The following is a 19414-nucleotide window of genomic DNA, read 5'->3' as shown; positions in this document are numbered from 1 at the left end:
TCGTTCTCCTTTATTCATAACCCTTCTCCAGGCGGGTCATATAAGCGATCCTGATCACAAGTATAGTGTGTGGTCAGACCTGTGTCGCATTAAAAAGTAAATCCAACCGGGAGCGAACACAAGCATTTTTCAAACAAATGTTTAAATTTTTTCGATTGTCCTGGCATTCCCATCAACAAAGGGCAAAGTTACAATAAGTTAGTTGTTGTGTTTGTGACCTTTCAGGTGCCTTGACTATGTGTGAATTACTGGCGATGAGCGCCAATGTACCCACTGACATTGTGTTCAGCTTTACCGGGCTGGCCGAGCGTGGCGGGGTAACAGGCCCCCATGTGGATGGCTGGGGCATTACCTTTTATGAAGGCAAGGGCAGCCGCACTTTTAAAGACGCCTGTCCGTCCAGCGAGTCGCACATTGCCCGCTTGATTAAGTCCTACCCCATAAAAAGCGAAACCGTGATTAGCCATATCCGTCAGGCCAACCGCGGCTGTGTGGCATTGGAAAACACCCACCCCTTCGACAGGGAACTCTGGGGCCTGAACTGGACCTATGCCCACAACGGCCAGCTGAGTGACTATAAAGACAAGTTTGCTGTGCGCCGGTTTCGCCCTGTAGGTGATACCGACAGTGAGCTGGCGTTTTGCTGGATATTAGAGAAACTCGTTGCCCGTTTTGGTGATGAGAGGCCCAAAGACATGTTGCCGGTGTTTGCCTATGTTGCTGAACTTGCCGAAGAGATCCGCGTTCTTGGGGTGTTTAATATGATCCTCTCTGAAGGCAACTATCTGATGAGCTTTTGCAGTAATAACTTAAGCCACATCACCCGCCGTGCGCCCTTTGGCAAGGCCAAGTTGATAGACACAGATGTAGTGATAGATTTTGACAAAGAAACCACCCCCAAGGATGTGGTCACCGTGATTGCCACCCGGCCATTAACCGACAACGAGGCCTGGAACATCATGCAGCCCGGGCAGTGGCAGCTGTTCTGTAAAGGGGAAGTTGTTGGCGGCGGCGCCTTTGTGGCAGCGCCTGAGTAAGGGCGGTAAAGCCTGATGGCGCGTGCCTGATACATCTGCCCATCACTGTGGCTGGATATTGTCCACCGAGCCAGTTAAGCACCTGGTGTGTCAACTGTATTCAGGCTGGGGCATACACAATAAAAAAGCCGGATAACTCCGGCTTTTTTATTGTGTATTTAACCATTCAGGGGTTCGATGCCAGTGGTGCGGGTGACGTGTCGGTAAAGCGATAGCCGGTCAATTGCACATCCAGCTGTTTATCGCCCTTTTCAAAGTGGGTCATGCGCACTGGCAGATAGGCCAGATCCGGCGCCATCCAAACCACAGTTTTGCGCTTTTTGCTGTCGCGAACGACCTCAAGGCGCAGGGTGCGATATTCAGTGCCATCGATGTTCAACACTTCTTCGCCGATGCGTTTAAAGGAGTACTCGTCAATTTCGTTGTCCTTCACCATGTGGTACTCGAGGCTGTCTTTTCCATCAATCAGATCCTGTCGGAACTGCAGCTGTACCATCATGGTGTCGTAGAGCTGGCTCTCAAAGGGCAATTCTATGTGTTCGCCCTTGTAGTTGCTGCGTACGATGGACTTGTCTTTCAAAAACGCCACCTGCTCGCTGAAATCACTGCCGGTGCCGGTGCGCTGATGCATAAACACCATGGGTTCGAGGCCATGATCGGTAAGTCGAAATTTACTCTTGATGCTGCGCTCATCACTCAAAAACAGCAGGCTCAGTTCGCTGGTAAAGTTGTACTCGTAATAGTGGCCTTCGGGTGCCGGCAGGCTGAAATGGGCTTTGCCCAGACCAATGTCGCCGTAGAGCACCTTGTAGTTGGCCTCAAAGGGTGAGAGTGAGCTTTGTGCCTGGGCACCCAAACTCAGCAAAGGCAGGGCGAGGGATAACAGAAACTTGCGCATACAGCTCCTTGGCGTCAGTAAGGCAGACTCAAAATCAGGGTGGCCATATCGGGTCGCCACTCATATTCAGACAAGTTAATTTTGCCTTGGTTCACGGTAACGCCTTCAAGACGAAGGCTTTCCTGCTGCTGCCGAAAGGGTTCAGTGTCTTTTGGGAAGGCTATTTTGCCCTGGCTGTTAATTACCCTGTGCCAGGGCAGCTCCAGACTGTCCGGCGCGAGCTTGAGCGCCCGGGACACATAACGGGCACGCCCCGGCAAACCGGCAAGGTCGGCCACTTTACCGTAACTCAGCACCTTGCCCTCGGGAATGAGGGTGACTATATGCCAGATCCGGCTTGGGCTCAGGCTAGACATCCGTGCAGCTTCCAAAAGCAAATCATACGCATATATTAATTGGCCTTTTTGGCAGCGGCCAGCCTTTTAAGCCGCATCGGCAGCGACAGCCTAACTTCCAACCCACCCAGCTCACTGCGCCCGGCAGAAACGTCGCCTCCGAGCAGGCGCACACACTCCCTCACTATGGCAAGCCCCAGCCCAAAGCCGCCCTGACTGGCATGGCGTGCCTCATCGAAGCGGGTGAAAGGATGGAATAAGGTTTCGAGCTTGGCCGCATCGATACCCGGGCCATCATCCGCCACTGTGATATTGAGCCAGTTATTATCGCAGTGGCTACGTATCTGAATATGACACTCAGTTCCCGCATATTTAAGGCTGTTGCGTACCAGGTTTTCCAGCGCCCGTTGCAGCAGGCTTTGGTCGGTTTCAAGGGCGATATGCCTGCAGGCCGCCAAGTCCTGCCACTCGATACGTTGTGTTGGCGCCGCTTCAAAGCGGCAATCCCCAAGGAGTGAGCTGGCCAGCTCGTGCAGCGTAAAAGGCGCGCTGTGTGCGGCTTGATAGCCACTGGCGAGGCGGCTGTAACCCAAGAGAGTATCTATCAGGCGGCTGAGCTCATTGTTCTCGGTGTGGATCCGTCTAAGGTAGGGCGAGGACTCTGCCAGGTCGCTCTCCAGCAAATCGGCGGCCAGCTTTTGCCGGGCAAGCGGGGTGCGCAGCTCATGGGACACATCGCGAATAAGCCGCTCCTGAGTGGTGAGGGTGCGTTCAATCACATCGGCCATCTCATCAAAGTCGTGACCGAGCTGATAAAACTCAGGTTCGGCCGCCGAAAAGTGCTCGCCGATCCGTGTGCTGAGCTTACCGTTTGCCAAAGCGCGGGTGCCTTGTTGCAGCGTCGCCAGCGGTTTGATGAGGTAATGCCCCAGCAGGCGGCTGAACAGCCACAGCACGAACAACCCCACGGTTAAGCGGATGGCCCACAGGCTGTAACTGAGATCCTTGGCCGGATGCAAATTCGCATTGAGTTGCACCGCCAGCAGCAGGGGCCCGCTGGTATCAAAGGTGGCATAAATCGGCAAGCCGATGATGGGTTTTTGCACCCGATCGCCGAGCGCCTGATCAAGCCCCAGCATAAACCCCAGCTTGAATTCAAAGTGGGGATGAATTGGCCGACCACTGACACCTTCAAGGCGACTGTTAATCACATGCAGGCGGAATGGCTGCGCAGTCTCCCACTCGGCAAGCGCCTCGTGATCCCCGCGTCTCACCAGGGCTTCGGCCTCCCGGGCCAGCACCGACAGCTGCGCCTTGGTTTCTTTGGGCAGTACCAACAGCTGATGCAGCACCATGGCTTCAATCAGGCTGGCCAATAACAAAATCACCAGCAAGGACGTACCGAAATAGCCAAACAGGCGCCATTGCAGGCGGGAAAAAGGGTGATGGCGGGACAGCTTCATGACAATAGTGCTTGGCCTTAAATAAAAACGATTCGCATTATACACCTTGATGAATGAGATCCCAGAAGATTGGCAAGTTTGTCAAAATTGCTATACTGTATAAATATACAGTTATTGGTGATTTGGATACCGTAACCCGGTTGAGACACAGGTGCCCTATGAAAACCAGTCCACAAGAGCTTTCCAAACAACTTGGCCGCCAGGATATCTGGCTTGGACAACAAACCTGCCAACAACCCGGCTATGCCACCGGATTTGAGGCGTTGGATGCCGCCTTGCCCGATAGCGGCTGGCCACGCCATGGGGTGTGTGAACTGAGTTGCCCGGTGCCGGGTTCGCAGTCAATGCTGCTGTTAACGCCACTGCTCAGATGCATACAGTGCGAAAACGACACCCCGGTGATGTTGGTTGGTGCCCCCTGGCAACTGAATCCCCAGTACTTATTGCAACATGGTTTGCGGCCGGAAGGTTTCTGTCTGGTGGATGTCAACGCGCGTAAGGACAGACTCTGGGCCATGGAGCAGAGTCTGGCCAGTGGTGGTTGCCGTTTGTTGCTGGGCTGGCTTGACCGTTTGAGCCTGACCGAAGCCCGGCGTTTACAGCTGGCGGCGGAAAAGGGCGGCTGTCTGGCCATTATCCTGGTGACCGACGCCACCGAAGGGAATCCTTTGCCGCTGCGTTTGGGGTTAACCCCGGGCGGTAACTCAGACAGGCTGGAACTTGCCTTACTGAAACGCCGCGGCGGCAAACCGCAGGACAAGCTGCAGATTGATGGCATTTCCCCTCTGCTGGCTCGTTACTTACCCCCGCAGGCACAGCAGCGGCTGGTGCAGGGCCCCTGGGGCAGCGCCTGAGCTTGGGGATTGAAACATGTTGTTCATCCATAAGTGCCGCCGCTTTTGGGCCCGGCGGCTGATAAGTGCCATATCAGTATTGGTTGGTGGCTGATGCGCTGGCTCGGAGTGTGGCTGCCCCATTGGGAGCTGGATTATCTGCGCCATGTGCAGGGTCTGGCGCCATCAATGCCACTTATTCTGTACGATGTGGCAAAGGCGCGGGTGGTGAAAGCCTGTCCACAGGCGGCCAGTGCCGGGATAGCGGCAGGCCAGAGTATGGGCAGCGCGGCGCAGCTGTGCCCGGATGTGCAGCCATTCCCCTATGAAGCCTCGCTGCACCGGCAAGGCAGCGAGTGGTTGTGCCGCCATGGCTACAGTTTCAGCGCCCGATTGGTGCCGCCGCCTGCGTCCGATGAATTTTTTGCCCGTTGCCATGATGTGCTCTTGCTTGAAACCGGCTCCATGGCAAAACTCTTTGGCGGCGAAGCGGCGCTGGCAAAGGCATTGGCGGCTGTACTTGAAGGGCTTAACTGCAGCTTTGCCATGGCCTTTGCCGTCACGCCGTTGGCTGCCGGTGTGCTGGCCAAAGCACGGCCCTGTCTGGCATCAAAGACGCTGCAGTCAGGATTTGCCAAGGCTGCTGTGCCGCAATCAGCTGTTAATCCCCCAGTTGTTAATGCCGCTGCTTCCAATTCTTCAGCTTCGGAAGCCATTTCTGAGCCAAAAAACGCAGCAGCGGCCTTATCCCCGCTGTTATCGGTGTTGCCCATATCCACACTGCCTGTGCCAGAGGTACTGTTATCCCGCCTTGAGGGGATGGGACTGGAACAGATAGGAGCGCTGCAGGCTTTACCCGCTGCTGAACTTGGGATCCGTTTTGGTCCCGAATTTGTGCAACTGCTGGCGAGACTGACGGGCAAGCAGCCTCATCCCCAGAGTTTTTATTGCCCGCAGGATGAGTATCGCCAGCGGCTTGAGTTGATGTATGAGGCCGAAAGCCTCAATGCCCTGGTGTTTGTGCTTGGACGCATGTTTGCCGAGCTGGCGCTTTTTTTACGTCAGCGGCAATTGGCGGTCTCCATGCTGGAGCTGGTACTGCATTACCGGGCATCTTCCACAGAGATCACAGAGACCACAGGTAGCCCAAAGGCAAGTCTCAGTCAGGGAGGCGTAGCTGACGCGCTACCCAAGACTGTCGATGGTATTGAATCGGCTCAAGCCTCTGCAGAAGTTCATGAAGCGCGGTTGTCGCTGGCGTACCCCTTTGCCGAATACACGGCCGATGGCCTCTTGGCGCTGTGCCGTTTGCAGCTGGAACGCTTTACGCTGGCGGCACCCGTGGTGGCGCTGACACTGCACCGCTGCCACTTTTCCCCCAGACGTGCGCCGCCGGCAGGAGCCATCGAAAACTGTCACAGGGCCAGTTTGAGTTTGCTGGCCCGGCTCGAAGCCCGGCTGGGTGCAAACAGGGTAAGGCGCCTCGGTGCCAGGCAAGCGCTTTTGCCGGAGCACAGCTTTTGCCTGCAACCCATGTCAGCACCTGTGGCTGTCGTCTCAATGCCTTTTTCAGCGCCGTCCTCGCTTCCCCCACAGACACCAGAAGTAAGACGGAGAGAACGACGCAGCGAAAGAGAAAAGATTGCAGCTGTTGTACCTGTTTCAAAGACGCCAAAGCCTTTAGAGCGGCAAAGTGCAGCAACGCCTGCCTGCATCCCCCCTGCATCAGATAAAAAAGTAGCAAAGACGGCCGCCGCTTTGAACGTGATCCACCCAGGGTTTTCCCTCCCTGAAGCTCGAGAGTCTGGCAAGGTGACTGTGGGTGAAATTGATGGGGCGAACGATGATCGGATGGTTATAGCGCCGCTTACAGCAACGAACATGACAGCAGTCACCGAGACTGCTGTAAATGAAGCAGCAAACAACCCCGCTGCCACAAAGGATGTTGCAGTTGAAGGGCTGTCGCTTGCCTGCCGCCCTCCCTGGCTTTTGGTTGCGCCTGAAGCGATTGCAGAGACCGATGTTGAGCTGCTGCGCGGCCCCGAGCGACTGCGTGAGCCCTGGTGGCATGGCAGTCAAGCCGTGGCGACTCAGAGCACAACTGAGCTTGATACACAGCAGGTAAGCGAGAGTGTGCCGGGCGGAAAAACCATGGGCGCGGCGCGGGACTATTATCTTGCCCGCCATGTGTACGGGGGCCTTTGCTGGGTGTTTCGCCGTGAGAACGAGACTGGACTTTATTTGCAGGGTTGGTTTTGATGTACGCCGAGCTTCATGCCATCAGTAACTACAGCTTTTTACGGGGCGCGTCGCACCCGCAGGAGCTGGTGGCCGAGGCGGCACGACTTGGCTACAGCGCCATCGCCATTACCGATGAGTGTTCCGTGGCCGGAGTGGTCAAGGCTCACATGGCCGCGGTGGATGCCGGGATTTCCCTGATTGTGGGCAGTGAGTTCAGGCTGCCGGAAGGCATCTTTGTGCTGCTGGCCACGAGCCGGGCAGGTTACGGCGCCCTGTGCCGCTTGATAAGTCGCGGCCGGCGACGTGCGCCCAAGGGGGAATATCGCATCAATCTGGATGACCTGTTATCGCCGCTGCCTGACTGTGTGCTCCTGTGGCGCCCACCTATGCCCCAAAACCCGGGGACTGATATTGCCGCGACCGAGCGGCAGTGGTTTGGTACTCAAAAGCGCCTGGCAAAGCAACTTACGCCCTGGCAGGGTCGGCGCTACTTACTGGCAGAACAGTGTCTTGAGGCCGCAGGCAGCCTGTGGCAGCGCTATTTGATGCGCCTCTCCAGTTTGTGCGACATTCCCTGCGTGGCGGCGGGCGATGTACGCATGCACAGCGCGGCGCGCCAGCCACTTCTTGATGTGCTTACCTGCATTCGCTTAGGCCTCAGGCTGGATGAGGCCGAAGGGCACTTGTGCCAGAACGCTGAGCATTACTTGCGGCCCCTTGCCAGTATCCGTCGCCGTTACCCACAGGACTGGATTGCCAACACGCAGAAGATTGCCAGCCAGTGCCGGTTTTCGATGGATGAGCTCAGGTATGAGTACCCGGCAGAGCTGGTGCCCCCCGGTTTAAGCGCCAGTGAATACCTTGCCCGGGAGGTGGCCAAAGGTGCCAGGCGCCGCTACGGCATAGCGGTGCCGGCGGCGGTGAAACGCCAGTATCTGGCCGAGCTTAAGCTTATCCATGAGCTTGAGTACGAATACTTTTTCCTCACCATTTATGACATTGTCCGCTTTGCCAGACGCAAGCGGATTTTGCATCAGGGCCGCGGCTCGGCAGCCAATTCGGTGGTGTGTTTTTGCCTTGGGATCACCGAAGTGGATCCCACCCGGGTCAACATGCTGTTTGAACGCTTTATTTCCAAAGAACGCCACGAGCCGCCGGATATCGACGTGGACTTTGAGCATGAGCGCCGTGAAGAAGTGATTCAGTACATTTACCGCAAGTACGGCCGCCACCGGGCGGCGCTGGCGGCGAGTGTGATCACCTATCGGCTGAAAAGCGCCATGGGGGAGGTGGGCAAGGTGCTGGGACTGGACAGAGAGCTGGTGGCGAGGCTGATTCAGGGCATCGACAGGCGCGACCCGAGCCACCCCTGGCGCGAGCAATTGGCTGCGCAGTTGCCCGGCGCCGATATGTATGGCGACCTTGTGCAGTCCTTGCTTGGGTTTCCGCGTCATTTATCCCAACATGTGGGCGGATTTGTGATTTCCGCCGGACCGCTCTCTGAGTTGGTGCCGGTGGAAAATGCCGCCATGGAAGACAGAACTGTGATCCAGTGGGATAAGGACGATCTGGAGGCGCTGGGGCTACTGAAAGTAGACGTGCTGGCGCTGGGGATGCTGACTGCCATTCGCAAGTGCTTCGCGCTTATCAGCCGTCATCAGCAGCCCTTTGGCATGCGGTCAATCAAAGCCGAAGATCCCAATGTCTATCGTATGCTTTGCCGCGGCGACAGCATGGGGGTGTTTCAGGTGGAGTCCCGGGCGCAAACGTCCATGCTGCCAAGGCTCAGGCCCGCATGTTATTACGATCTGGTTATCCAAATTGCGATTGTGCGCCCGGGACCGATTCAGGGCGACATGGTGCATCCGTTCCTGAGGCGCCGCAAAGGGCTGGAAGCGGTGACTTACCCCAGCGAGGCAGTCAAAGCCGTACTTGAGCGCACCATGGGGGTGCCGATTTTTCAGGAGCAGGTGATCAAGCTTGCCATGGTGGCAGCCGGGTTCAGTGGCGGTGAGGCGGATGCGCTGCGCCGGGCCATGGCCAGCTGGAAACACACCGGCAAGCTGTGGCCCTTCGAGCAAAAGCTGCTGGATGGCATGGCCGCGCGGGGCTACAGCGAAGACTTTGCCCGGCAGATCTTTCGCCAAATTCAGGGCTTTGGTGAGTATGGCTTTCCAGAATCCCACTCGGCAAGCTTTGCGCTTTTAGCCTATGTCTCTGCTTATCTTAAGTTTTACCACCCGGCGGCCTTTTGCTGCGCGCTGCTGAACAGCCAGCCGATGGGGTTTTACAGCCCATCGCAGCTCTTGCAGGACGTGCGCCGCCATGGGGTAGAGGTGTTTGATGTGTGTATCAACCACAGCCAGTGGGACAGCGACCTGGTGAAAACCGCCACCGGCTTTGCCATACGGCTCGGATTCAGGCAGGTAAAAGGCCTGAAAGAAGGCGCCATGCAACGGCTGGTTGCCGTTCGCCCTGCTGCCGGTTTCGCGCACTTGAGTGAAGTCAGCATCTTGCTCGACAGGCACGCACTGGAACAGCTTGCCGCTGCGGATGCCTTCAGGCTACTCAGTGGCCACCGATTTCAAAGCCGTTGGCAACTCTCGGCCCGCCAGGCAAGCCTGCCGCTGTTTGATGAGTTGCCGGAGCCGCTGCAACCGGGCGGCTCAGAGCCTAGGCTGGATGCCCCCAGTGGGGTGCAGTGTCTCAAGGCGGATTATCGCAGCAAGGGCTTAAGCCTGGGGCAACATCCGATGGCATTGCTGCGAACCGCTGGGCTACTTGGAAAATTTTTGACAGCAAAAGCACTTGAAAACACCCGTCATGGGCAGCTGGTGACTGTTGCCGGTGTGGTTACCGGCAGGCAACGACCCGGCACTGCATCAGGCGTAACCTTTATTACCCTGGAAGATGAGACAGGTAACACCAACCTGATTGTGTGGATGGGCACAGCAAGAGCGCAGCGAAAGCCGTATTTGACATCAACTATTTTGAAAGTAAGCGGCACCGTGGAACATGCCGATGGGGTGACCCATGTGGTGGCCGGCCGGCTTGAGGATATCTCGCATTTGCTCGATAGCCTCAAGGTGACTTCGCGGGATTTTCACTAGTGTTGTTTAGCGTCTGAGGCGCTGCTATCGACTAGCTGACAGCGGTAACAACTGGGGCTGGATGGCTGGCTTCGCCTTTGGAAATTAGTCTTTGACCATCAGCCTTTGGGGATCACCGTCAGGTAAATACACAAAAAATGACTGATAGCGCCGCCAAGCACAAACAGATGCCAGATGGCGTGGTTGAAGGGGATGCGTTTCACCGCATAAAACACCACCCCCAGGCTGTAAAACAGGCCGCCGGTGAGCAGCAGGGTAAAGCCAGTGTCGGTCAGCCCTGCAATCATCTGGTCGAGCACGGCCATACACAGCCAACCCATGGCAAGATAGAGCACCAGGCTAAATGCTTTAAAGCGATGCAAAAACAGCAGCTTGAAACCTATTCCGCCGAGAGCAAGCAACCAGATGGCGGCAAGCACCCAATCTACGCCGGCACCTTCAAGCGTAATGAGGACAAAGGGGGTATAGGTTCCTGCGATCAGGAGGTAAATGGCGCAGTGATCAAACAGCTTGAATCTGCGTTTAAGCGCAGGCGACCTGGTCCAATGGTAGGCGGTAGAGCAGGCAAACAGCAGCACCATGCTAAGGCCATAGAGGCCAACGCCGAGGGTTTGCAGCACACTCAGATGTCCAATGCTGTCATGCAACATGGCTGCAGTGCCAATCAGCGCCGCCAGCACCCCGATACCATGGCTTAAGGTATTAGCCAGCTCTTCCCGTTCACAATAAGCGGCTGGCGCCTGCGTGGTGTTGGCATTGACGGAGGCAGAGGCTGAGACGCTGCTGGTTTGGGTTGAAGGCATGGTGAACTCTTAAGCTTGGGCTTGGCGTTAGAGCCGTTAATCTAACATTCGCGTTTGGCAAACACCACAAAAAAGAGTACATGTGTACGCTTAAATTAATTAATTCATTTTAAATCAGTATATTGAAAGTTGCGCTTTTGATGGGAGATGAATTTCATTACTAAAAAGCCGGCAGGTTTGAAAGCCTGATAATCGCCATGTCGGAACTTTTGCAGCCTGCACCTGTTCCAATAGCGGTATAGACAGAAGCTCGCGTGAAAGAGCGGATATATCAAGCTTTCTTATCCCCAAAGAAAGTTGGGATGGAAGTTACTGACAGACAGCATGGATGAACAACTGAGATTGGCCAGGGAAAAGGAAAGGCGTTTGACGAAAAGCAGTAACGACGCAGAGTCTGGCCGTCATTCTGAATTGGCCACAAAGAGCAGCAAAGGCTGGCACCGCCCGGATGACAGCGGATCGCAAGCAGCAAACAGAGTCGCTCTCACTCATGCATTACCCGCCATCCATGCCAGCCGAAACTGCGGCTCGATAGACACTGCAGAGCTCTTTTGGATGGAACAAGGAAAAGGCGCTGATGACATTGAACGCACGTATTTTGCCCTGAGGCCATTATCTGCGATGCGAACACCGCAGAAACTGCCATCAGCACCGGTTGATTGGTGCATTTTGCCCGGCCGTGATGCCGATGAAGCAGATGAAAGCAGTGGTGAAAGCGACCAGGCTGACAACAAGTGCGCTGAGTATGATAGCTGTCCGGTAAAGACGACCTTCAGTGTCTTGCCACGAGAGGTGGCCGGAGAGCGAGAGACATTGCCGCTTAAGCTACTGCTTCCCGTTACCCTGATACACCTTGCGGTATTGGGGCTGCTCGCCTGGCAACTTGCGCCGCACCTCAGCACGTTAAGCTCAGCGCTGGATGAACACGCCAACAAGCCTAAGGCGTTGCAATCCTATCTGGTTTTCAGTGCGCCAAAACAGGCGACTGAACAGCTGCCAGAAGCAAATTCTTCAGCGCCCACTGCAACCAGCCCCCAACCCGAACAGGCTGAGCGTGAGCAATTGAAGGAGGACAAACCTGTTGAACCCGCTTTAGCGCATGTGCCAAAAGAGGCTGACGTTATCAAGGAGGAATCCTTACCTGCTGAGCCCGTGATAGCAGCGGTGAGACGGGAGTCTCTGCCGCCAATTGAGGTGCTCGCTGCCGATCACGAGCAGCAAGATAACAAGCAGCCCGATAACACTCAGTCCGAGCACACCCAACTTGATTTCTCGACTCCCGCCAGCCGCTTTATGGCGCGCCAGAACGCTTTGGCGTTAACCGCCTTGTCGGAGAGTTACGCTAATCAGCAAACCGCTCACATGAATGCGGCGGGGCGTGGCATGTCAGAGCTTCTGCCCGAGATGGAAGTGCTGCTGGTGCCGGATGCCGATGATTTCTATAAACCCAACACCCTGGATTCCGACATAGATCCCAACCGCATCGTGAAATCCGGCGATACCTGCTATCGGGTGGTCAAGGTGCCAACGCCGCTCAATCCTCACGCAGAAAACCTGGGATACCCGTTTCGCTGCGGTGAAGACAGGGTGAAAAAGGCCCTCAAAGAAGGCATCAATAAGTATCTTGCGCTGATGGGTAAGCAGGATTTGCGTTGAAACAAATTCATTTGATAGCGTATATTATTGATTATTTATTTGAATTACAATGGATTATTGATTCACTTTACTTGTGAATAATTTTCCCGTTCGCGGCTATTGTCATCGGCCTTCGCTTAAGCCTATACTGCCAGCACTTGTCGGAGTGCCTTAGGGCTGAGACCGTTTATTCGGGATCCGTTGAACCTGATCAGGTTAGAACCTGCGAAGGAAACAAGCATCAAATCCACCCCAGTTAGTGTCAGCAGCCTAAGCCGGAAGATAAACCGGAAGATAAGCCGGAAAATGAGGCGAAAGCCCACCGCAAACTGATGACCAAGTGGCCAGCAACGCTAAAACTCAGCAAAAAATGCCGAGAGTTTGCCAGGCAACCGGGGTGAATGAGACGCCAGACAGCGCTGAAAACACTGCAAAAATGTCGTCGCCGCTGATTCAACTGCTCAATTTTCTCCCCCGACAAGCAACTCCATTTTGAAACCAAAAGTGAGATTGCTGATGTCAAACCGCCGCGAAACCCGTAAAGCCGCCCAGGACTTTATCGATAACTTAAAGCCGCTGCGCCGCCCCAATTCCGAAAAGATTTTCATTGAAGGCTCCAGGCCTGATATCCAGGTGGGCATGCGCCAAATCCATCAAACCGATACCCGCATAGTGAATAGCCGCGGCGAAGAAACCTTCGAGGCTAATCCGCCCATCAAGGTGTATGACTGCGCCGGACCTTACTCAGATCCCGAAGCTCACATCAATGTGCGTCAGGGGCTGCCAAAGCTGCGTGAAGGCTGGATTTTATCGCGCTGCGATACCGAGGAGCTTAACAGCGCCTCATCCAATTTTACCCAGCAGCGTCTCGCCGATGAGGGGCTGGATCACCTGCGATTTGACGTGCTTCCAAAGCCGCGCCGCGCCAAAGCTGGCAAGCGGGTCACCCAGCTGCACTATGCCCGTCAGGGGATCATTACGCCGGAGATGGAATACATCGCCATTCGCGAAAACATGGCCCGGGATGAAGTTACCGACGAGCAGCTTAACCGTAAAAAGCCAGGCCAGGCCTTCGGCGCCTTGGTTGGCAAGCCCATCACCCCTGAGTTTGTCCGTGACGAAGTGGCACGAGGCCGCGCCATTATTCCGGCAAACATCAACCACCCGGAAGCCGAGCCGATGATTATCGGCCGCAACTTTCTGGTGAAGGTGAACGCCAATATCGGCAACTCGGCGGTCACCTCGTCCATTGAGGAAGAAGTGGAAAAACTGGTGTGGTCTACCCGTTGGGGCGCAGATACCGTGATGGACTTGTCCACCGGCCGATATATTCACGAGACCCGCGAGTGGATAGTGCGCAACTCGCCGGTGCCCATCGGCACTGTGCCCATCTATCAGGCGCTGGAGAAGGTAAACGGCATCGCCGAAAATCTTAACTGGGAAGTGTTTCGCGACACCCTGATTGAGCAGGCCGAGCAGGGGGTGGATTACTTCACCATCCATGCGGGCGTGCTGCTGCGCTACGTGCCCATGACCGCCAAGCGGGTCATCGGCATTGTGTCCCGCGGCGGCTCCATCATGGCCAAGTGGTGCTTAAGCCACCATCAGGAAAACTTCCTCTACACTCATTTTCGCGATATTTGCGAGCTTTGCGCCGCCTATGATGTGTCGCTGTCACTCGGCGATGGCATGCGTCCGGGCTCCATTGCCGATGCCAATGACGAAGCCCAGTTTGCTGAGCTCGAAACCCTGGGTGAGCTTGTGAAAATCGCCTGGGAATACGATGTGCAGACCATCATCGAAGGCCCGGGCCATATCCCCATGCAGCTCATTAAAGAAAACATGGAGAAGCAGCTTGAGCATTGCGCCGAGGCGCCGTTCTATACCCTCGGCCCCCAAACCACCGACATTGCCCCGGGTTACGATCACTTCACCTCCGGCATTGGCGCAGCCATGATTGCCTGGTATGGCTGCGCCATGCTTTGCTACGTTACGCCGAAAGAGCATTTGGGTCTTCCCAACAAGGAAGATGTAAAACAAGGGCTTATCGCTTACAAGATTGCCGCCCACGCAGCCGATGTGGCCAAGGGCCATCCCGGCGCGCAAATCCGCGACAATGCGCTTTCCAAGGCAAGATTCGAGTTTCGCTGGGAAGATCAGTACAACCTCGGGCTCGATCCCGATACCGCCCGTGCCTATCACGATGAAACCCTGCCGCAGGAGTCGGCCAAGGTGGCCCATTTCTGCTCCATGTGCGGCCCCAAGTTCTGCTCGATGAAAATAACCCAGGACGTGCGCGACTATGCGGCCAGCTTAGAGAGTGCGGCCAGCTTAGAGAATGCTGCCAGCATAGACGTTGACAGTGTGCAGATGGTTGAAGTCGGCACGGCAGAAAGCTACGCCAAGGCGGGTATGGATAAGATGTCGGCCACCTTCAAAGAAACCGGCAGCGCGCTTTACAGCGAGGCCCACGTCGATGCTGCGCGAAAGGCCGGCCAGGAACTGGTGTAAATGGGCGAGGGCAAGGCTATGGCTACAATTCCCTTGGTAGAAAGAGAACTGTCTGCAAAAGAGCTGTCTGTAAGGCCCGTGGTCTGGACCATCGCCGGCTCCGACAGCGGCGGCGGCGCGGGTATTCAGGCCGACTTGCTGACATTGCATGACCTTGGCTGCCATGGCTGCAGCGTGATAACCGCCCTCACGGCGCAAAATTCGGTTGCGGTGACGGCGGTCGAGCCGGTAAGCGCGGCCATGCTTAACGCCCAGCTTGAGGCGTTGAAGGCAGATTTGTACCCAAGCGCGGTAAAGATTGGCCTTATCGGTAATCAGCAACAGCTTGAGTTTCTTGCCGATTGGCTTGGCGATAACTTGCCCGGCGTGCCTGTCATTCTGGATCCCGTGATGGTGGCTTCCTGCGGTGATGGTTTGCAGAGCCGGGAAGAGGCGCCGGAAACAGACGATGTCAAGGGTAAGCCGTGTCTTGATTTCAGTCCTTTTGTCGGAAAAATCAGCCTTATCACCCCCAACAAGGCGGAGCTGGCGCGTCTGACCGGCGAGTTGCTGGCAGACGATGATGCCCTGGTGATTGCCGCTGACAGACTGTGGCAACGCTTCGGCGGCAGCGTGCTTGCGAAGGGTGGCGATTGCCCCTGGCAGCAGCCGAGGGCGAAGGATCTCTTGCTGCTGGGAGATATCCCTACTATTTCGCCGCTGCACAGGCGTCAGGGATTTTGGCTCAGCGGTGAGCGGGTAGCGACTGCGCACAATCACGGCAGCGGCTGTACACTCTCAAGTGCGATTGCCGCCTTTGTCGCCAGGGGGCTGGTGCTGCCCGATGCGGTGCTGCTGGCCAAAGCCTATGTATTTGAGGGGCTAAGGCAGGCAAGCGCTGTAGGTAAAGGCCCCGGGCCATTGGCCCGTACCGGCATCCCTGAGTCCCTTACTGCGATGGCATCGATTTATCCCTTGCATGAGAGTCGCAGTCACAGGTTGCCAACCAAGGGGTTTACCCGCCTTGGGCGTAATTTGGGCGTTTATCCCGTGGTGGCCGATATCGACATGCTTGAAGCACTGCTTGAGGCCGGCGCCAAAACCATTCAGCTTCGCATTAAGGGCGAGATTGGCCCGGGCAGCCCAGCTGAAGCGGACATCATCAGAGCCATTGAGCTTGGCAGGCAGTATCAGGCGCGCGTCTTTATCAACGATCACTGGCGCCTTGCCATCAGCTATGGCGCTTTTGGGGTGCATCTGGGACAGGAGGATGTGGATACAGTGCCGCTGGATGCTATAGCAGAGGCCGGCATGGCCCTCGGGCTGTCAAGTCACGGACTGTTTGAGGCTTTGCTGGCGCTTGAGCTTCACCCCAGTTACCTCGCCCTTGGGCATATCTTTCCTACTACCACCAAGGAAATGCCGTCCAAACCACAGGGGCTTGAGACCCTGGCACTGCTGACGAAGATTGTCAGCACAGCTGTGCCAACGGTGGCCATTGGCGGCATAGAGGCGGGCAATTTACCCAAGGTCGCCGCAACCGGCGTGGATAACATCGCCGTGGTGCGTGCTGTGACCGAAGCAAGCGATCCAGCGGCTGCCTTTCGCGCACTCGCTGATGCCTGGGAGAACCGCAATGCTCGCTGATAAAGACTTTATCCGCTACTCGCGGCAAATTTTGCTGCCGGAATGCGGCGAAGACGGGCAGCTCAGACTAAGGCGCGCCCATGTGGCCATAGTGGGTGTGGGTGGCCTTGGCTGTCAGGCCGCTATGTTGCTTGCAGCGGCAGGAGTGGGCCACTTGTCACTGTTCGATGCCGATAGCGTGGAGCTTTCCAATCTGCCGCGCCAGATGCTTTTTTGCGACGCGGATTTGGGCAAAGCCAAAGCCGGGGTGGCGGCCGCGCGCTTACAGGCCCGAGAGCCCGGCTTAAGGGTATCTGTGTGTGGCGAGCTTAACTGCGAGACGTTAACTGAGCTCGATAACGCCGACCTGGTGCTCGATTGCACCGATAACTTTGCGGCGCGCCATCTCATTTCCGCGTACTGCGCAAAGCATGGCAAGGCGCTTATCAGCGGCGCCATTGCCGGTTTCGACGGGCTTTTGTTTGTGCAAAGGCCCGGCGAGGGCGGCTGCTATCAGTGTCTGTTCCCCCCCGGCACCACATCGGCGCAAAACTGCGCTTCTGTTGGGGTGATGGGGCCCGCGGTGGCTATTGTCGCCTCGATGCAGGCGCAACTTTGTTTGAATGAACTACTTCAATTTCCCTGCGAGGCTGGACGCCTGCAGCGATTCGATTTCAGGCATTTTCGCTGGCATGAAGCCAGGGTGCCTGCCGATCCCCTTTGCCCGGTTTGTGGTAAGGACAAGGAGCGCAAGGCATGCTGAGTATCAGTGTTAACGGTCAATCCCATCCATTAACCGACGGCCAGGATTTGGCGAGTTTGGTCAAACATCACTGCGAGCGCGATAGCCATATCGCCCTGGTGCTAAATGGTGAAGTGGTGCCGCGGCATCGCTGGGAACATATTCATCTTAAACACAATGATGCCGTTGAATTTTTTGCAGCAGTGGCAGGAGGCTGAGATGCTGAAGATTGCAGACACGGAATTTAGTTCAAGGCTGTTTACCGGCACCGGCAAGTTTGCTTCGGGTAAGCAGATGCAGGAGGCCATTGCTGCCAGCGGCAGCGAGCTGGTTACCCTCGCCATGAAGCGGGTGGACTTTAACGCCGGCAGCGATGATATTCTGGCGCCGCTGTTGGAGCGCGGTGTGCGGCTGTTGCCCAATACCTCCGGTGCCCGCAATGCCAAAGAGGCGATATTCGCCGCTAACCTTGCCCGGGAGATGCTGGGCACAACGTGGCTAAAGCTTGAGATCCACCCGGATCCCAAGTACCTGATGCCAGATCCCATGGAAACCTTTGCCGCCGCCAAAGAGCTGGTGAGCCAGGGTTTTAAGGTACTGCCATATGTGCATGCCGACCCAGTGCTGTGCCGTCGTCTTGAAGAGATTGGCTGCGCGGCGGTAATGCCCCTTGGCAGCCCCATCGGCTCCAATCAGGGCCTTGTCAGCCGTGAGTTTTTGAAAATCATCATTGAGCAGGCCAATATACCTGTGGTGGTGGACGCGGGTATTGGCGCGCCGTCCCACGCCTGTGAGGCGATGGAGCTTGGCGCAGATGCGGTGCTGGTGAATACCGCCATAGCCTCGAGCACCGATCCTGTGCGAATGGCCAGAGCCTTTGCGCTGGCGGTGCAAATTGGCCGTGAAGCCTATTTGGCCGGACTTGGCAGCAAGAGCCTGCATGCCCACGAAACCAGCCCCCTGACCGGTTTTTTACACTCAGAACCAGTAGACACGGGCTTGGTACCTATGGACGAGTTGGGTAAGGTGCTATGAGCGAAGGGTATTTCTCTGACGCATTTGCGCGCCTCAACCCCGACAGTTTGAGGCTTAAGCTCTACTCGGCCACAGCACTTGATGTGGAGGCGGCGCTACGGGCACCTGCGGGTAACCTGAATGCACTGCTCGCGCTCTTGTCTCCTGCGGCCGAGCCCTACATTGAGCAGATGGCACAAAAGAGCATGCAACTTACCCGTAAGCGCTTTGGTGCCAGTGTGGGTATGTACCTGCCGCTTTATGTATCGAACCTGTGTGCAAACGAGTGTGATTACTGTGGTTTTTCAATGAGTAACCGCATTAAACGTAAGACACTTGATAACACAGAACTTGCCCGCGAAATGGCCGCTATCAAGGCCATGGGCTATGACTCGGTGCTGCTGGTCTCCGGCGAGCATGAAACCAAGGTCGGCATGGGGTATTTTCGCGAGGTACTGCCCGAGGTAAAGCGCGCCTTTTCCTATGTGGCCATGGAAGTGCAGCCCCTTGCAGAGCATGAGTACCGGGAGCTGGTAACCCTGGGGCTGGATGCGGTGATGATCTATCAGGAAACCTATCAGCGCATGACCTACGCTGAGCATCACACCCGCGGCAAGAAAATGGATTTTATCTGGCGCCTGGATACGCCCGACAGACTGGCGTTGGCCGGGGTCGACAAGATAGGCCTCGGGGTACTGCTGGGGCTCGATGACTGGCGGCTCGATGCGCTCCTCATGGGCTATCATCTTGATTACCTAGAGCGAAAGTATTGGCGCACTCGCTACAGTATTTCCCTGCCAAGGCTCAGGCCCTGTACTGGCGGCGTGGCGCCCAAAACCGAGATCAGCGATAAAGGGCTGGTGCAGATGATTTGTGCCTTCAGGCTGTTTAATGAAGCGCTGGATATCAGTCTCTCTACCCGCGAGCGCCCTGAATTTCGCGACAATCTGTTTGCCCTTGGGATCACCCAAACCAGCGCCGGCAGTGCCACATCGCCGGGGGGCTATTCCGAGCCTAATACCCATTTGGATCAGTTTGAAATCAGTGATGAGAGAAGCGCGGCCCAGATAGCCGCAGTGCTGAAGGCGAGGGGGCTTAATCCTGTGTGGAAGGACTGGGAATCCCAGTGGTAAATTCGCCGTGCAGGTTCTATTTTTACTGGCGTTCGCTCTGGTTTTGGCCAATAA

15 protein-coding genes and 1 riboswitch are annotated in these 19414 nt (G+C 56.2%); of the genes, 11 read left to right on the top strand and 4 right to left on the bottom strand.

What is annotated here, in order from left to right:
* Positions 1-236: 236 nt before the first annotated feature.
* Positions 237-1037, top strand: coding sequence for a class II glutamine amidotransferase (locus JQC75_RS09485; protein ID WP_203323887.1), 801 nt, complete (start codon positions 237-239; stop codon positions 1035-1037).
* Positions 1038-1203: 166 nt separating this feature from the next.
* On the opposite strand, the gene JQC75_RS09480 is transcribed toward JQC75_RS09485, so the two are convergent.
* The 3 genes from JQC75_RS09480 to JQC75_RS09470 are packed head-to-tail and all read right to left on the bottom strand — an operon-like array spanning position 1204 to position 3733.
* Entirely contained in the window at positions 1204-1935 is a 732-nt protein-coding gene (locus JQC75_RS09480) for a DUF3108 domain-containing protein (protein ID WP_203323886.1), read from the bottom strand.
* A 14-nt stretch (positions 1936-1949) separates the two neighbouring features.
* Complete coding sequence (locus tag JQC75_RS09475; protein WP_203323885.1) at positions 1950-2291, bottom strand: MGMT family protein; 342 nt, start codon at positions 2289-2291, stop codon at positions 1950-1952.
* A 35-nt stretch (positions 2292-2326) separates the two neighbouring features.
* Positions 2327-3733, bottom strand: coding sequence for a HAMP domain-containing sensor histidine kinase (locus tag JQC75_RS09470; RefSeq protein ID WP_203323884.1), 1407 nt, complete (start codon positions 3731-3733; stop codon positions 2327-2329).
* 158 nt (positions 3734-3891) lie between these two features.
* On the opposite strand from JQC75_RS09470, the gene imuA reads away from it, so the two are divergent.
* The 3 genes from imuA (at position 3892) to JQC75_RS09455 (ending at position 9917) form a co-directional block, all read left to right on the top strand.
* Positions 3892-4587 carry a translesion DNA synthesis-associated protein ImuA gene (gene imuA, locus JQC75_RS09465; protein ID WP_203323883.1) on the top strand — a complete coding sequence of 232 codons (696 nt, stop codon included), beginning with the start codon at positions 3892-3894 and terminating at the stop codon, positions 4585-4587.
* 93 nt (positions 4588-4680) lie between these two features.
* On the top strand, positions 4681-6825 hold the full coding sequence (locus tag JQC75_RS09460) for a Y-family DNA polymerase (RefSeq protein WP_203323882.1): 2145 nt from the start codon (positions 4681-4683) through the stop codon (positions 6823-6825).
* A complete protein-coding gene (locus tag JQC75_RS09455) occupies positions 6825-9917 on the top strand; it encodes an error-prone DNA polymerase (protein WP_203323881.1) in 3093 nt (1030 codons plus the stop codon). The genes JQC75_RS09460 and JQC75_RS09455 overlap by 1 nt, the downstream gene beginning before the upstream one ends.
* A gap of 98 nt (positions 9918-10015) precedes the next feature.
* Here the strand turns inward: JQC75_RS09455 and trhA are convergent, their stop codons facing one another.
* Entirely contained in the window at positions 10016-10720 is a 705-nt protein-coding gene (trhA, locus tag JQC75_RS09450) for a PAQR family membrane homeostasis protein TrhA (protein WP_203323880.1), read from the bottom strand.
* A 555-nt stretch (positions 10721-11275) separates the two neighbouring features.
* Here trhA and JQC75_RS09445 point away from each other — a divergent pair.
* From JQC75_RS09445 to thiH, 7 genes are all read left to right on the top strand, one after another.
* Positions 11276-12376, top strand: coding sequence for a hypothetical protein (locus JQC75_RS09445; RefSeq protein ID WP_203323879.1), 1101 nt, complete (start codon positions 11276-11278; stop codon positions 12374-12376).
* Positions 12377-12507: 131 nt separating this feature from the next.
* Positions 12508-12606: riboswitch (TPP riboswitch) on the top strand.
* Positions 12607-12871: 265 nt separating this feature from the next.
* The gene (gene thiC, locus JQC75_RS09440; protein ID WP_239001985.1) at positions 12872-14866 is read left to right on the top strand and encodes a phosphomethylpyrimidine synthase ThiC; all 1995 of its coding nucleotides are present in this window, start codon (positions 12872-12874) and stop codon (positions 14864-14866) included.
* Positions 14867-14884: 18 nt separating this feature from the next.
* A complete protein-coding gene (gene thiE, locus JQC75_RS09435) occupies positions 14885-16492 on the top strand; it encodes a thiamine phosphate synthase (RefSeq protein ID WP_203323878.1) in 1608 nt (535 codons plus the stop codon).
* The gene (locus JQC75_RS09430) at positions 16482-17234 is read left to right on the top strand and encodes a HesA/MoeB/ThiF family protein (RefSeq protein WP_203323877.1); all 753 of its coding nucleotides are present in this window, start codon (positions 16482-16484) and stop codon (positions 17232-17234) included. The genes thiE and JQC75_RS09430 overlap by 11 nt, the downstream gene beginning before the upstream one ends.
* Positions 17228-17431: a sulfur carrier protein ThiS gene (thiS, locus tag JQC75_RS09425; protein ID WP_203323876.1), complete on the top strand. Its 204-nt coding sequence runs from the start codon at positions 17228-17230 to the stop codon at positions 17429-17431. The genes JQC75_RS09430 and thiS overlap by 7 nt, the downstream gene beginning before the upstream one ends.
* Position 17432: 1 nt before the next feature.
* On the top strand, positions 17433-18248 hold the full coding sequence (locus tag JQC75_RS09420) for a thiazole synthase (RefSeq protein ID WP_203323875.1): 816 nt from the start codon (positions 17433-17435) through the stop codon (positions 18246-18248).
* A complete protein-coding gene (gene thiH / locus JQC75_RS09415; protein ID WP_203323874.1) occupies positions 18245-19360 on the top strand; it encodes a 2-iminoacetate synthase ThiH in 1116 nt (371 codons plus the stop codon). The genes JQC75_RS09420 and thiH overlap by 4 nt, the downstream gene beginning before the upstream one ends.
* The last annotated feature ends 54 nt before the right edge of the window (positions 19361-19414 follow it).

It is taken from the genome of Shewanella litorisediminis (assembly GCF_016834455.1).
Lineage (GTDB): Bacteria > Pseudomonadota > Gammaproteobacteria > Enterobacterales > Shewanellaceae > Shewanella > Shewanella litorisediminis.
The sequence above is the reverse complement of the archived record's forward strand: the minus strand, read 5'-3'. Positions and strand labels throughout refer to the sequence as shown.

Coding starts and splice junctions, on each gene's coding strand:
- JQC75_RS09460 (WP_203323882.1), top strand. CDS start 4,681: ATGCGCTGGCTCGGAGTGTGGCTGCCCCATTGGGAGCTGGATTATCTG.
- JQC75_RS09455 (WP_203323881.1), top strand. CDS start 6,825: ATGTACGCCGAGCTTCATGCCATCAGTAACTACAGCTTTTTACGGGGC.
- JQC75_RS09470 (WP_203323884.1), bottom strand. CDS start 3,733: ATGAAGCTGTCCCGCCATCACCCTTTTTCCCGCCTGCAATGGCGCCTG.
- thiE (WP_203323878.1), top strand. CDS start 14,885: ATGGCTACAATTCCCTTGGTAGAAAGAGAACTGTCTGCAAAAGAGCTG.
- trhA (WP_203323880.1), bottom strand. CDS start 10,720: ATGCCTTCAACCCAAACCAGCAGCGTCTCAGCCTCTGCCTCCGTCAAT.
- thiH (WP_203323874.1), top strand. CDS start 18,245: ATGAGCGAAGGGTATTTCTCTGACGCATTTGCGCGCCTCAACCCCGAC.
- thiC (WP_239001985.1), top strand. CDS start 12,872: ATGTCAAACCGCCGCGAAACCCGTAAAGCCGCCCAGGACTTTATCGAT.
- imuA (WP_203323883.1), top strand. CDS start 3,892: ATGAAAACCAGTCCACAAGAGCTTTCCAAACAACTTGGCCGCCAGGAT.
- JQC75_RS09475 (WP_203323885.1), bottom strand. CDS start 2,291: ATGTCTAGCCTGAGCCCAAGCCGGATCTGGCATATAGTCACCCTCATT.
- JQC75_RS09480 (WP_203323886.1), bottom strand. CDS start 1,935: ATGCGCAAGTTTCTGTTATCCCTCGCCCTGCCTTTGCTGAGTTTGGGT.
- JQC75_RS09430 (WP_203323877.1), top strand. CDS start 16,482: ATGCTCGCTGATAAAGACTTTATCCGCTACTCGCGGCAAATTTTGCTG.
- JQC75_RS09485 (WP_203323887.1), top strand. CDS start 237: ATGTGTGAATTACTGGCGATGAGCGCCAATGTACCCACTGACATTGTG.
- JQC75_RS09420 (WP_203323875.1), top strand. CDS start 17,433: ATGCTGAAGATTGCAGACACGGAATTTAGTTCAAGGCTGTTTACCGGC.
- JQC75_RS09445 (WP_203323879.1), top strand. CDS start 11,276: ATGGAACAAGGAAAAGGCGCTGATGACATTGAACGCACGTATTTTGCC.
- thiS (WP_203323876.1), top strand. CDS start 17,228: ATGCTGAGTATCAGTGTTAACGGTCAATCCCATCCATTAACCGACGGC.